Genomic DNA, 13,250 nt, shown 5'->3' with positions numbered 1-13,250 from the left:
AGGGCGGCCCCACCCCAGACGGGCTGCGGACTTTCAGATGAAGGATGGAGCGGGAACGCCAAATGCGCAAGCCGCTTGCAAAGGCCCTGCCGCGGTATCCGACTGCGCAGCGCTTTGTTTTCCATCCAGATGATAAAAGGCCCATAAGTTAGCCATAACTAACAATTGTATCGAGGAGGAACATCGGAATGCAAATGAAAATCGCGCTTGCCGGCAACCCGAACTGCGGCAAGACTACCATGTTCAACGACCTGACTGGCAGCAGCCAGTATGTCGGCAACTGGCCGGGCGTCACGGTCGAAAAGAAAGAGGGCAAGCTCCGCGGGCACAAGGACGTCATCATCACGGACCTGCCGGGCATCTATTCCCTCTCCCCCTACACGCTGGAAGAGGTGGTCAGCCGCGACTACCTGCTCAACGAACAACCCGACGCCATCATCAACCTGGTGGACGGGACCAACCTGGAGCGCAACCTCTATTTGACCACCCAGATTTTGGAGCTGGGCATCCCTGTGGTTATCGCCCTTAACATGATCGACCTGGTAAAAAAGAACGGCGACACCATCGACACCCGCAAGCTCTCCGCAGCGCTGGGCTGCGAAATCATCGAGACCAGCGCCCTCAAAGGCACCGGCTCCATGGAGGCGGCAGAGCGCGCCATCGCCCTTGCAAAGGCAAAAAAGGCTTCCGCCCCACAGCATGAATTCACCAAAACCGTTGAAGAAGCGCTTGACCATATCGCCAAGGCCGTACATGGCCAAGTCCCCGTGGCGCATGAGCGTTGGTATGCGGTGAAGCTGTTTGAGCGCGACGAGCGGGTCATGGCGCAGTGCAATTTCAGCGCCCAGACGAAGGATGCGTTGGAAACAGCCATTGCTTCCGTAGAAAAAGAGCTGGACGACGACAGCGAAAGCATCATCACCAACGAACGCTATGCCTACATCGCCAAGCTCATGAAAAACTGTGTACATAAAAAGCGCTCTGGCCTATCGATGAGCGATAAGATCGACCGGGTTGTCACAAACCGCTGGTTGGCCCTGCCAATCTTTGTGGTTATCATGTTTGCCGTCTATTATATCACGGTGACAACCATCGGCACGATTGTCACAGATTTTATGAACGACACCTTGTTCGGCGAGTGGATTCAACCCACCGTGGGCGGCTGGCTGACAGCCGCTGGCGCTGCGGATTGGCTCAACGGCCTGATTGTAGACGGCATCATCGGCGGCGTCGGCGCTGTGCTTGGCTTTGTCCCGCAGATGCTTATCCTGTTTTTCTTCCTCGCTATTTTGGAGGACTGCGGCTATATGGCGCGCGTGGCGTTCATTATGGACCGCATTTTCCGCAAGTTTGGCCTTTCGGGAAAGAGCTTTATCCCGATGCTGATTTCCTCCGGCTGCGGCGTGCCAGGCGTCATGGCCACCAAGACCATTGAAACGGAAAAAGACCGCCGTATGACCATCATGACCACCACCTTTATCCCGTGCAGCGCCAAGCTGCCGATCATCGCGCTGATGTTCGGCTCCATGTTCGGCACGGAACAGGCCGGATGGGTGGCGCCGTTGTTCTACTTCCTCGGGGTTGCAGCGGTCATCGTCTCTGGCATCATCCTCAAAAAGACTAAGATGTTTGCGGGCGACCCTGCCCCGTTCGTAATGGAGCTTCCGCAGTACCACATCCCCTCCCCGAGAAGCGTGCTAATCCATATGCTGGAGCGCGGCAAAGCCTTTATCATCAAAGCTGGTACGGTAATCTTCGTCGCCTGCGGTGCCGTCTGGTTCCTCAGCAACTTCGGCTGGGCAAGCGGCGGCGCCACCTTCGGTATGCTGGACATGGAGGACCCTGTGGTCAACCAGATGGACTTCAGCATCCTGGCTTACCTCGGCAACGCAATCGCCTGGATCTTTGCGCCGCTCGGCTTTGGCAACTGGCAGGGCGCTGTCGCCACGATCACCGGCCTGGTGGCAAAGGAAAACGTGGTCAGCACCTTCGGCGTGCTCTTCGGCCTGGCAGATGCAGGCGAAACCGACCCCGGCCTCTGGACGGCGGTTTCCACTATGCTTCCCACGATGGGCGCAAAACTCTCCTTCCTGGCATTTAACCTGCTGTGCGCGCCCTGCTTCGCGGCCATCGGCGCGATCAAGCGCGAAATGGCGAGCGCCAAATGGACGGCCTTTGCCATTGGGTATCAATGTGTCTTCGCCTATTGCGTGGCGTTGATGCTCTACCAGTTCAGCCTGCTCTTCTCCGGCGCCGGCTTTACCATCGGCTCCGCAGCGGCCATCATCATCCTTGCGTTGCTGCTCTTCCTGTTGTTCCGCCCGGACCCGAACCGTACCGCGGAACTCCGCCGCCGTTCGGCAGCGGCAAACGCATAATCCCCCCTATGAAAGGAGCGGTTTTATGGTAACCTTCCTCATTGCAGCGGCACTCGCTGTCCTGTTTGGCCTGGCCATCCGCCATTTGATAAAGCACGGCACATGCGATTGCAGCAGCAAAGGCGGCTGCAACGGCGGCTGCGCCGGTTGCTCGCATTGCTGCCATGGTGCGGAACAATCCCAGAAGCACAAAGCAAGCTGACCATCGCGCATACGCCCGTATAGAAAGAAAGGGGCCTCTTCCATTGCTCTCTTCAGGAAAAAAACGCTATCTCTTTATCATCCATGAGTTGGGCCAGAATGGAAACGCGGTCCACTCCAAGGACATCGCCTCTTCGCTCTCCGTCAAGCAGCCCAGTGTTTCGAAAATGCTCAACGCCCTGGCGGAAGACGGACTGATCGAAAAGGAGTACTACGGCGCCGCAACCTTCACGCCGGAGGGGGCGCGCCTCTCCAACAAGCTCTATACCGACTATCTCCTGCTGTTTTCCTTCTTCCGGAAACAGCTGGGCCTGTCTGAATCGGACGCGCGCCACGATGCAATCGTATGCCTGTGCGACCTGTCCGATGCCGGTGTACAACGCATGGCCTCCGCCGTGTTGGACTGCGAACCGTGCAAACAAACACAAATTTAAGCCATTCCCAACCTAAGATCGAATCCCAAACAGGGCGGCGCGGATGTAATTCCGCGCCGCCCTGTTCCCATTCCCCCGCCGGCGCCCTTTCTGACGGGGCACCGTCCACCGGCCCTCGCAGCGCCCGGCAACGGCTTGACATTCAGCCAAAATGCCAGTAAGCTAAATTTATCAACAACCGGCCGGGCCGGGGGAGGAGGGAACGCTATGCCGGAGTGTGTCCGCCGCGGGTTTGTCCCCACAGACGCGCGCGACTTTCAGGGGGATTCCCTGCGCCTGCTCCAAGAGGCGCAGGCCGACGCCGCCTACCTGTTGAACCGGGGATACGAGCTCGAACGGGCCGTCTCCTTTGTGGGCGACCGGTTCCAATTCTCGGCGCGGCAGCGCATGGCATTGATCCGCGCCACCTCCTCCCGCTGCGATATTGCGCTGCGCCGGAAGAAGGAGATCACCGGCTCCCTCTCCCGGAAAACCCTGTGGCTGGACGGTTTCAACGTGGTCATTCCTCTGGAAGCGGCCTTGTCCGGCTCAACCGTCCTGCTCTGCATGGACGGCACAGCGCGCGACCTCTGCGGCCTGCACGGGAGCTACCGCCTGATCGACAAGACGGATCTCGTGCTTGCATTGCTCTTTGATGCGCTTGCACGCCTTGCACCGGAACGCGCCGTCTTTGTGCTCGACGCTCCGGTCTCCAACTCCGGCCGTCTTGCCCAACGCATCCGCTCCTTCGCGCAGGGCTGTGGGTTCCCCGCGGAAGCCACGCTCGTCCCCAACGCGGACGCCCTGCTCTGGGACAAGGACTGTGTCGCCACGGGGGATGCGATCATCCTCAACCGCTGCGGCGGTTGGGTCAATCTATGCCGGGACATCATCGAAACCGCCTTGCCGGGGTTCCGTTTCACCGACCTGTCCGGCAGGGCAATCCAATAAAAGGGGGAACCACTTTGGGAGAGCTCGCAAAACTGCCAAACATCGGGAAAGTCTTAGAGGCACAATTGGAAGCGGTGGGGATCGCCACGCCGGAGGCGCTGCGCGAAACCGGGAGCCGCGCAGCGTGGCTGCGCATCCGGGCCGCCGACCCTTCTGCCTGTTTCCACCGTCTATGCGCTTTGGAGGGCGCCCTGCACGGCGTGCGCTGGCACGCGCTGGACGGGCCGGTCAAGGCGGACCTAAAAGAATTTTATCAGTCCCACAAAGGGCTGCAATAGGAGGAATCCGTATGGATGGAAAGCAAATGATCCATGCGCCGGCAATCGCCGCGGGAGGAAGGCCATGACCCGGCGCGAGCTGGCAGAGCTCTGCCTGGCCTTTCCCGATTCTTACGAAGACGCACCCTTCCACGACCCCAACTGGACAGTCATCCGCCACCGGTCCAACCGGAAGTGCTTTGCGATGATCTATGAACGCAGCGGCAATCTCTGCATCAATTTGAAATGCGACCCGATGCGGGCAGATTTTCTCTGCAAGGTTTACGAGGGGATCGACCCCGGCTACCACATGAATAAGCAGCATTGGATCACCGTCATCCCAGATTCGGACGTCCCATTGGATGAGCTTTACGACATCCTGCGGGAGAGCTACGAGCGGACGCGCACCCATCCGCGCCGCGCCAAGAAAGAGGAGGGAGAAGCAACATGACCGAATTGGAGACCATGCAGCGCGCCAAACAGTATATACACAAGCTCGCCAATGGCATCGACCCGCTCACGGACCGGCCGTTGCCCCACGACACCGTGCTGCACCAAGTGCGGATTTCCCGGTGCTTCTTCTATGTAGAAACGCTGATCGACCGCGCCATCGAACAGGAAAGCCACCCCGCCAAGGTGCGCAAGAAAGAGCTGCCTCCGTTCTCTCTGACGCCGGAACAAAAGCAACAGGTCCTACTGGTCCACAACCCGATCCCCATCTCCCAGTTTGTGCAGGCGGCCAACGCCGTAGCCGACCTCGACCATATGCAAAAGCTGAAGGCCACAGACCTGACCGCCTGGCTGGTGCGGAAGGGCTTTTTGCAGGAGGTCATCCGGAACGACAAACGCCAGAAGGAACCGACCGCCAATGGGAACGCCATCGGCATCACCTCCGAATGGCGGCAGGCACACTCGACCGGCGCGCACTATCTGGCCATCCTCTACAACTACGGCGCGCAGCAATTTTTATTGGACCATTTGGAATCGGTCTTTTCGGAGGAGTCTGCTCCCACCGAGTAGGTAAAGAAGATCAAATAAAAGGGTTCGGGCAGCCAAACAAGGCTGCCCGAACCCTTTTATGTAAGTCTTTTTATTCGATTATTCCGCCATTTTCCCATAGGTAGAAAATGGGCCCTACAAATGCAGGAAAACGCCCAGCCGTTCGATAAGCCATTTATAACTGGTGGACGCCGCTGCGCCACACATCGAAAAGCTTACCGCTCTTTCATTTTCGCAAGCGCTGCATCATAGGCAGCCTTGGTCCGGCCGTCAAAACAGACCATCTCCACCACTTCAATGGCCGTTCCGCCCTTCCCATATTCCAGGATGGTGCGCACCGCGATCTCCGCTGCCTGTTCCAACGGGAAATGGTATACCCCGGTGCTGATGGAGGGGAACGCCACCGTGCGGCACCCATTCGCCTCCGCCAGTTCCAGGCAGGACCGGTAGCAACTCTCCAGGAGTTCCGCCTCATGGCTCCCGCCCCCGTTCCAGACCGGGCCCGGCGTATGGATCACATATTTGGCGGGAAGCCGGTATCCCTTCGTGATCTTTGCCTTTCCCGTCTTGCATCCGTGCAGCGTGCGGCATTCAGCCAACAGCTCCGGTCCGGCCGCGCGGTGGATCGCGCCGTCTACCCCGCCCCCGCCCAGCAGCGAAGTATTGGCGGCGTTGACAATGGCGTCCACCGGAAAGGTCGTGATATCTCCACGTACGATTTGTAAGTCCATAGGTTCTCTCCCCCGTCGTTTTCCTCCATTGTATCCCCTCCGTCGGAAAAAAGCAATTTCCTCTTGCCGATTGCCATATTGAAAAATACTGCCAAACGCGGTATCATAAAGGAAAATCGCCGGGATGCCCGGCAGTAAATTTGGAACACACCGGTTTGGGCGGTGTGGGTCTTGTTAAGGTCAGCCGTAAGGCTGTACGGGAGGAGAAAGCATGGCCAATAAAATCATTCTCAGCGCAGACAGTACCTGTGACCTGAGCCCGGAGCTAAAAGAACGTTACCAAGTGCAGTACTTCCCCTATCACATCCTTTTGGATGGGCAGCAGTATATGGACGGCGTGGATATCCAACCGGAGGATCTTTACCGCACCTACCGGGAAAAGAAGCTGCTTCCCAAAACCGCAGCGATCAGCACCATGGAATTCTATGAATATTTTAAACAATGGGTGGACGAGGGCTATGAGGTCATCCACATCAACCTGGGATCGGCGCTGTCCGCCGCCCACCAGAACTGCCGCCTTGCCGCGGAGGAATTGGGGCACGTCTATGTGATCGATTCATGCAACCTTTCCACGGGCATGGGACTTCTGGTGATTGAGGCAGGGCGGCGCATTGCCCGCGGGATGTCCGCCAAAGAGATTTATCAGGAGGTCTCTGCGCTCACCGCGCATTCCCACGCCAGTTTTATCCTGGATACCCTGGAGTTCATGCACGCGGGCGGCCGCTGCTCCGCTGTGACGGCGCTCGGCGCCAACCTGCTGCGCCTGAAACCCTGCATTGAGGTGGATAACCTTCGCGGCGGCGCGATGAGTGTCGGCAAAAAGTACCGCGGCAGCTTGGAAAAAGTGCTGCCGCAATACACGCGGGACAAGCTGGCGGACCGCGCAGACCTGGTGTTAGACCGGGTCTTTATCACCCACTCGGGGATTTCCCAAAACTACATCGACCTCGTCCGCAGCACCATCCAGCAAATTGCGGACTTCCGGGAAATCTGCGTAACCCGCGCAAGCTGCACCATCTCCTGCCACTGCGGGCCCAACACGCTGGGGGTCCTCTTTTTGACCAAGTGACATACGAATTTCCAAACAGGCCGCTCTCGGGGACCCGGGGACGGCCTGTTTTTTGTCCCCTATGTGTTCCAGTGTCCGGTAACCGGCCGAACTTTTTGCGCCCCCTATTGCATCCCCAAAAAATTCATTATATTCATTTTCAATATACCTTGACAGATGAGGTATATTGTATTATATTATAGCTCAGAAAGGATGTGAGCAGGATTGTCCATCACGGCCGATATGATCCGTGGGCATACGGACACCATCATTCTGCGGCAGTTGATCGAAAAGGACAGCTATGGATATGAAATCAACAAAGCCGTGCAAGAAAAAACCGGCAACCAATACGAACTCAAAGAGGCTACCCTCTATACGGCATTCCGCCGCCTGGAACAGGCCGGGCTGATCCTCTCCTATTGGGGGGATGAAACCACGGGCGCCCGCCGGCGCTACTACACCATCACCGAGGAGGGTCGGGCGCAGTACCAAGCCGCTGTTGCGGAATGGGCACGCACCAAAGACCTGATCGACAAACTGATTTTGTGAAAGGAAGGCTATCATTTATGATTGACCGAATTCGCGCCTATCTGGAGCACGCCTTCGCGGACGCTCCCAAAACCCGCCGGGTTGAGGATCTCCGCGAGGAACTTTTCTCCAATCTGGTGGAAAAATACAACGACCGCCTGCGCCAGGGGATGTCGGAAGAGGATGCTTATAATGCTGTGATCCGCAGCATCGGCGACATCGACGAGCTGATCGACAGCGTACGCGGCCCTTCCCCTCTTGAACCGCCCCCTATGCGCGAATCGAGCATACGCGCCCTGCGCACCGCCATTGCGGTGGCGCTGTATATCATGAGCCCGTTTATGGTGATCTTGCTCCGCGGCCCTTGGGGAATCGGGGCAATGTTCCTCTTTATTGCCGCTGCAACGGGCCTGCTCATCTATAACAGCATGACGAAACCGCATTATGCCCGCGCGGACGACACGATTGTCGAGGAATTTAAAGAATGGCATGTGAAGAACGACCGGCAGCGCGACGCTTTGAACGCCTTTAAGGGCGCTTATTGGAGCATTGTCGTCGGGATCTATCTATTCGTCAGCTTTCTCTTTGGCATCTGGAGCTTTTCCTGGATCTTGTTTATCATGGCAGCGGCAGTGGAAAATATTATCAAGGGTGTCGTCGCCCTGAGGAGGTAGAAACATGGGCAAGACCGCAGCAAAAGTTTCCATTGGTATTTGGAGCCTCGTATTCGTGCTGTTTGCCACACTCTTTGGTTACCTGTGGTACAATGGCGGTTGGGGCGGGCTGTTTCTGCCCTTGCGAGGTTGGTATCACAACAGTTCGTATCAGACAGTCCATGAGCAAACCTTTACAGACCCTGTCCAATCCCTGGACCTCCGTTGGAATGGCGGCGACGTTTCTATTCGCTCCAGCAGCAGCTCCGAAATCAAAATTGTGCAAAAAGGGGTCAAAAACACGCCGGAAGAGCAGTTTTTCCAGGCATCCGTCCGCGACGGTGTTCTGACGGTTACAGATGGCAGCACGACAGCTGGCCTTGCGATCGGCCCATTCCCCTTTTCGATCGGTTCCGATTTGGAGGTCTACCTGCCGGAAGAAACCTATGACGCCCTGTCCCTGGAAACCACTGACGGCGACCTTTTCTTTGACGCCCTGCAAGCAGAACGCCTGGAAGTCCGCACACAGTCCGGGGACGCAGAGCTCTCCGGCGTCTATCAGGAATTGGCTTTTGCCTCCCACAACGGCGACTTTCTCTGCCGGGATGTCACTGTGGAACAGTTGGCCTGCCAAACCACCAGCGGGGACATGGAGATCTCCGGGAAGCTCTCCCAGATCACGGCCACCAGCACATCCGGAGATGTCTCCCTGCGAACAAGCCAAATGATTACCGAAGCCACCATACAATCCACCTCCGGCGACGTGCTTCTCTTCCTCCCGGAAAACGACGGCTTTACGGCGCAGCTCCACAGCTCGTCGGGCGATCTGATCTGCGCCTTCCCCGGGTTCCAGGGCGGCAACGAATTCCGCTATAAAGACGGCGGCGCATCCATCCGGCTGGATACCACCAGTGGGGATGCCTGCTTACTCTACGCATAAGGCCGCAATTTTGGGCCTCCATCCAGAGCCATCCCACCGGCAGATTTTTGCCGTGCGTTTTATTATTTTCGAATTTGCAATCATAAAAAGAGCAAATCATGGCATGCTTTAAAAAAATCCCACCACGGAGGAAACGGATATGAAATCCACCTTTTTACATGCCAATTTGAACGTCTTTGACCTGCAAAAAAGCCTCGCGTTTTATGACAAAGCACTCGGCCTCAAGGAACACCGCCGGAAGGAAGCGCCGGACGGCTCCTTCATCCTGGTCTACCTCTCCGACGGCGCCACGCCGTTTGAGCTGGAGCTGACCTGGCTGCGCGACCGCACCGAGCCCTATAACCTGGGCGACAACGAGATCCACCTCGCCGTGCGCGTGGAGGACAAGGCCGCCGCGCATGCCCTGCACGAAGAAATGGGCTGCATCTGCTTTGAAAACCGCGCGATGGACCTCTATTTCATCCACGACCCCGACGGCTACTGGATTGAAATCCTGGACCGTTGATCCAACCGCAATAGGAAACGCCTGCTCCATATGGGGCAGGCGTTTTTGCTTCCAGGAGTCAGGAGGAGCCCCCAAAGGGACAACCGCCGTTAAAAGCCATCCTGCATGCAAAAGCGCTCCCATGCTAGGTGCTGTATGGAAAGGAGACACAACCACACAGGATTTTTTCCATCTGGATTTTCGGCCTAAATCTCCCTGTAAAATTTGTGTAATTTGCAAATAGAACTCTATTTATTCTCTTTCTATAATATAATCAGACGCAAAATGGCCATCTATTCTCTGATCCTGCAACTCCAGACGAGGGGGACGATATCTGTGACCTGGAAAAAAACAGCTTTGCCAGTGCTTGTTTGCCTAGGGCTGCTTACCCTGTTTTGCTCCTGCAACTCCTACTCGGACGATTCGCTCTATCGGGCGATCTTAGGGACGGACGGCCGTGCATCCCCCCTGGTAGAATACCATTATCCAGCCGGCATCCCAAGGACCGTATCCGAAATGCCCGAAACCGCCGCACTGATTGTCCGGGGGACCTTCTTGGACGACGCACAGGGAGACATCACGTATTTGGACGAGGTGCTCGATCTTGGCCGCGGCGCTGCACCCGGAGAGCGGAGCGTCCTTTCCGCACAGACGACCTCCACATTTGAAATCACCAAGATCATCCAGGGGGACCTGCAAGTGGGCGACCAAATCAAAATTTCGGAGCCTTATTATGTGGACAACCAAGACGGCGTGGAAACCATCAAACGGTCCCCGGAATGCTCTGAACTTTATGCGCCCTCTGAGCCTGGGAAGGAATATCTGTTCTTTTTCGACGATCCATTCGACCAAGGAGAGGAAGCTGGAATATACTTCCCTCTTTGGAATGAATTCGGCCGGTATCCGGTCATTTATCCCTTGAGCTGGGATGCGCTCTCCATCCCCTCCATGACAAACGAAGAGCTGAGCCTGGGGGAAGGCGACGCATCCGCCTATAAAGACGTCTACCGGCAGGTAGTGAAAAAATTCATGTGGTAACACCATACCAGCAAATAAAAAGGCGGGCGATGCAGGATCATTTTCACTGCATCGCCCGCTTGTTCCGTTCTGCGGCATTTTCTAACGTTTACTTCATATACGTTGGCGGCGGGCCAAAAGGATTTTCCCCGCCCGGCGCATGGAACACCAGCCCCAGCTCTTCCGGGCTAACCTGGCCCGTCTGAATGGCGCGGTCCCGCAGGTAAATATAAAGCTCCGCTTTGGTTGCTTCGTAATACGGGTTCACAAAGAATACGCCCACGCCCAGGCAGAGCGTGCCCAACAGATACCACCCCAAAAAGGAAAGGTCGAGAAGGAAGATGTTGAGCTTCTCCCCGTCGGTCATCATCCGGCTGATGGTGCGCGCACGGTATCCGGGAATATGCGGGTTGTCGGAGAGGATGTATGGCACCATAAAATACTGATAGGATTTATAAATCCCGGGGATGAGCAACAGCAGCGACCAGAAAAATACATATAAGCCGGTGACAACCATCGCCGCCACTGTATTTCCATACCCGCTGCGGAAGCCGCTGAACAGCGTCTCGATCGACGTCCCTCCGAAATGGTTCTGTACGAAATAGCGCGCCTGCCCGACTTGGAAAACATTGTACACAAAGACCGCAAGCAGGAAGCCAAACAGCGCCAAGGCAACCGCCCAGGCATCCAGCCAATTCATAAAGTGTACATGTGTCGAAAAATTTTCCAAATCATGTGCGCCCCATATCCCCCAAAAGGACTCATATGTGTCCGCCAGGCGGCTGAGTGTATTTCCCAAGTTGGCAAGCCCCGACAGCAAAGACACCAGCAGGGCCACCACAAATGCGCGCCAATAACGCCCTGTCAGGGCAATCTTTGCGTTGGATTTCAGGATCTCCCTGCTCCACATAACGCATCCTTCTTTCTCTCCATGAAATTCTTCCACTTCCAACCCGAAGCCCGCTTTCGGTCTTTTCCCATCCAAAATCGATCCGTGCGCCCGTCCTTGCTGCCGCCTTTTCCCAGGAAAAGGCGGTCAAAGCGCGGTCGGCGTAGGGGGGCTTGGTTTGCACCGGAATCCTCCGATGCCGGATCGTTCTTCCGATTGGCTTCGTCTTCCACCTGCCCTGCGCCAGCAGAAGCACTCCCCGTGGGCGCTGGCTGGGGATGTTTTGTCAAATCGGGGGCCTTGGGCCCGGCCTCTGGCGCCCCTGCCGAAGCCACATCATGCGGCGGGGCCTGGAAGATGTCCCGCGTGCCCGGATCTGCTGGATGTGCAGCCGCGGGCTCCGAAGGATGTTCCCATGGCGCCGGCGCCTGCGGTGCTGCCCCAGGATATCCAGGGGCATTCACGCCATATGGCGCATGCGGACCCGATGCATCCGGATTTTGCGCAGGCGCCGCGCCATACGGCGGATACGGGGCCGATGGATTCTGCGGAGGCGTGGCTCCGTACGGCGTTTGCCCCTGCGCAGGGTTGGGGTAGCTGCCCGGCATCGTCCCATAGGGCGGGTACCCCTGCGTGGGTGCGTGCGGCGGCACCGGCGCGCCCGGATACATCGGAGACGGCGCGCCATAGGAGGGGCCTTGGCCTCCCTGCGCCGGTTTTTGATAGGCCGCATACGCCGTATCCTGCTGCGGCACCCCGTACGGGGGTACCGGCGGGACCGGGTACAGGTTCAGCTCCCTGGGATCGAGCAGACCATTCTGGATGGCGCGCTCACGCAGGAAGATATACAATTCCGCCTTGGTCGCTTCGTAATACGGGTTGACGAACAGATGCCCCAACCCCAGGCAGAGCGCGCCCAGGAAATACCATCCCAGGAAGGACAGGTCGAGCACAAAGAGGGAACCCTTTTCCCCGCTGGTGAGCATGGTGCTGAGCTGGCGGGCGCGCGTCCCTTTGAGCTGCGGATTGTCCGCCAGCAGGTATTTGACAAATGTATACTGGTACAGCTTGATAAAATACGGGATGAACAACAAAAGACAGACGATCATCAGCAGCGACATCATGTAGGCGCCGCCGATCACAGCCACCAGACAGACGGCCATCAACGCGATCAGAATATAGAGCCATAAATCGATCAACAGGTCGGTGGTAAACATCGCGCCCACCGCTGTGGGATACCCGCGGCGGAACGCGCCGAAAAGATGTTCAAAGCGGCTGTCCCCAAAGCGGTTATGTACAAAATAGCGGCATTTTCCCATGTTTACCGGGTTGCTGACAAAGACGCGGAATGCCGTGCCAAAGGCAAAGGCCAACACGCCGATGGTCCCCAACAAGCCGATGACCACGCCGTCATACGCGCCAAATCCATCCCCATAGGAATTGCCATAGGGGGCGTTGTATCCATGGTTAAATCCGCGCCCATAAGGGTCGCCCCATGGGTCCATGTAGCCGCCATATCCGCCAAAATCCCCGTAATAATCATAATAATATGGCTCGTCATAGGGGGTAATCTGCTCTTCAATGCTCGAAGCCGCCTCCCCAATCTGGCCCCAGCTCCAGGGATTAAGCCCTCCGGCGAACAGTTTCCCCGCCAAGAGGCTTGCCACCAACGCCACGGCAAACGCCAACCAATAACGGCCGCGCAGCGCCGTTTTGGCATTGGATTTTAAAATTTTTCGATCCCACATAGAAAACACCCTC

16 protein-coding genes are annotated in these 13,250 nt (G+C 57.0%); 13 read left to right on the top strand and 3 right to left on the bottom strand.

What is annotated here, in order from left to right:
* Positions 1 to 188 precede the first annotated feature (188 nt).
* The 7 genes from feoB (at position 189) to B5F54_RS11840 (ending at position 5,220) form a co-directional block, all read left to right on the top strand.
* Positions 189 to 2,378 carry a ferrous iron transport protein B gene (feoB, locus tag B5F54_RS11865; protein ID WP_087234455.1) on the top strand — a complete coding sequence of 730 codons (2,190 nt, stop codon included), beginning with the start codon at positions 189 to 191 and terminating at the stop codon, positions 2,376 to 2,378.
* 25 nt (positions 2,379 to 2,403) lie between these two features.
* Complete coding sequence (locus tag B5F54_RS17350) at positions 2,404 to 2,580, top strand: FeoB-associated Cys-rich membrane protein (RefSeq protein WP_140400375.1); 177 nt, start codon at positions 2,404 to 2,406, stop codon at positions 2,578 to 2,580.
* A 43-nt stretch (positions 2,581 to 2,623) separates the two neighbouring features.
* Entirely contained in the window at positions 2,624 to 3,013 is a 390-nt protein-coding gene (locus tag B5F54_RS11860; RefSeq protein WP_087234453.1) for a metal-dependent transcriptional regulator, read from the top strand.
* Positions 3,014 to 3,220: 207 nt separating this feature from the next.
* Complete coding sequence (locus tag B5F54_RS11855) at positions 3,221 to 3,943, top strand: DUF434 domain-containing protein (protein ID WP_087234451.1); 723 nt, start codon at positions 3,221 to 3,223, stop codon at positions 3,941 to 3,943.
* Between the two features lie 14 nt (positions 3,944 to 3,957).
* Entirely contained in the window at positions 3,958 to 4,221 is a 264-nt protein-coding gene (locus B5F54_RS11850; protein ID WP_087234449.1) for a TfoX/Sxy family protein, read from the top strand.
* Between the two features lie 64 nt (positions 4,222 to 4,285).
* Positions 4,286 to 4,651, top strand: coding sequence for an MmcQ/YjbR family DNA-binding protein (locus B5F54_RS11845; protein ID WP_087234447.1), 366 nt, complete (start codon positions 4,286 to 4,288; stop codon positions 4,649 to 4,651).
* Positions 4,648 to 5,220, top strand: coding sequence for a hypothetical protein (locus B5F54_RS11840; protein WP_087234445.1), 573 nt, complete (start codon positions 4,648 to 4,650; stop codon positions 5,218 to 5,220). The genes B5F54_RS11845 and B5F54_RS11840 overlap by 4 nt, the downstream gene beginning before the upstream one ends.
* 194 nt (positions 5,221 to 5,414) lie before the next feature.
* On the opposite strand, the gene B5F54_RS11835 is transcribed toward B5F54_RS11840, so the two are convergent.
* A complete protein-coding gene (locus B5F54_RS11835) occupies positions 5,415 to 5,930 on the bottom strand; it encodes an O-acetyl-ADP-ribose deacetylase (RefSeq protein ID WP_087234443.1) in 516 nt (171 codons plus the stop codon).
* A 211-nt stretch (positions 5,931 to 6,141) separates the two neighbouring features.
* Here B5F54_RS11835 and B5F54_RS11830 point away from each other — a divergent pair, with 211 nt between their 5' ends.
* The 6 genes from B5F54_RS11830 (at position 6,142) to B5F54_RS11805 (ending at position 10,621) form a co-directional block, all read left to right on the top strand.
* Positions 6,142 to 6,999 (top strand): DegV family protein, encoded by an 858-nt coding sequence (locus B5F54_RS11830; protein WP_087234441.1) that lies wholly within the window; start codon positions 6,142 to 6,144, stop codon positions 6,997 to 6,999.
* 204 nt (positions 7,000 to 7,203) lie between these two features.
* Positions 7,204 to 7,527, top strand: a complete 324-nt coding sequence (locus B5F54_RS11825) for a PadR family transcriptional regulator (protein WP_087234439.1) — start codon at positions 7,204 to 7,206, stop codon at positions 7,525 to 7,527.
* A gap of 17 nt (positions 7,528 to 7,544) precedes the next feature.
* The gene (locus B5F54_RS11820; protein ID WP_087234437.1) at positions 7,545 to 8,180 is read left to right on the top strand and encodes a permease prefix domain 1-containing protein; all 636 of its coding nucleotides are present in this window, start codon (positions 7,545 to 7,547) and stop codon (positions 8,178 to 8,180) included.
* 4 nt (positions 8,181 to 8,184) lie between these two features.
* Positions 8,185 to 9,099 (top strand): DUF4097 family beta strand repeat-containing protein, encoded by a 915-nt coding sequence (locus tag B5F54_RS11815; RefSeq protein WP_087234435.1) that lies wholly within the window; start codon positions 8,185 to 8,187, stop codon positions 9,097 to 9,099.
* 139 nt (positions 9,100 to 9,238) lie between these two features.
* Positions 9,239 to 9,604: a VOC family protein gene (locus B5F54_RS11810; RefSeq protein WP_087234433.1), complete on the top strand. Its 366-nt coding sequence runs from the start codon at positions 9,239 to 9,241 to the stop codon at positions 9,602 to 9,604.
* 315 nt (positions 9,605 to 9,919) lie between these two features.
* Positions 9,920 to 10,621, top strand: a complete 702-nt coding sequence (locus B5F54_RS11805; protein WP_087234430.1) for a hypothetical protein — start codon at positions 9,920 to 9,922, stop codon at positions 10,619 to 10,621.
* Positions 10,622 to 10,709: 88 nt separating this feature from the next.
* Here B5F54_RS11805 and B5F54_RS11800 read toward each other — a convergent pair whose 3' ends face one another.
* Together B5F54_RS11800 and B5F54_RS11795 are read right to left on the bottom strand one after the other, a co-directional pair.
* Positions 10,710 to 11,510, bottom strand: coding sequence for a DUF975 family protein (locus B5F54_RS11800; protein WP_087234428.1), 801 nt, complete (start codon positions 11,508 to 11,510; stop codon positions 10,710 to 10,712).
* Positions 11,489 to 13,237, bottom strand: a complete 1,749-nt coding sequence (locus B5F54_RS11795) for a DUF975 family protein (RefSeq protein ID WP_242969692.1) — start codon at positions 13,235 to 13,237, stop codon at positions 11,489 to 11,491. The genes B5F54_RS11800 and B5F54_RS11795 overlap by 22 nt, the downstream gene beginning before the upstream one ends.
* Between the last annotated feature and the right edge of the window lie 13 nt (positions 13,238 to 13,250).

It is taken from the genome of Anaeromassilibacillus sp. An250, assembly GCF_002159845.1.
Lineage (GTDB): Bacteria > Bacillota > Clostridia > Oscillospirales > Acutalibacteraceae > Anaeromassilibacillus > Anaeromassilibacillus stercoravium.
Note: the sequence above shows the minus strand (reverse complement) of the source record. Positions and strands in the feature narration are given on the sequence as shown.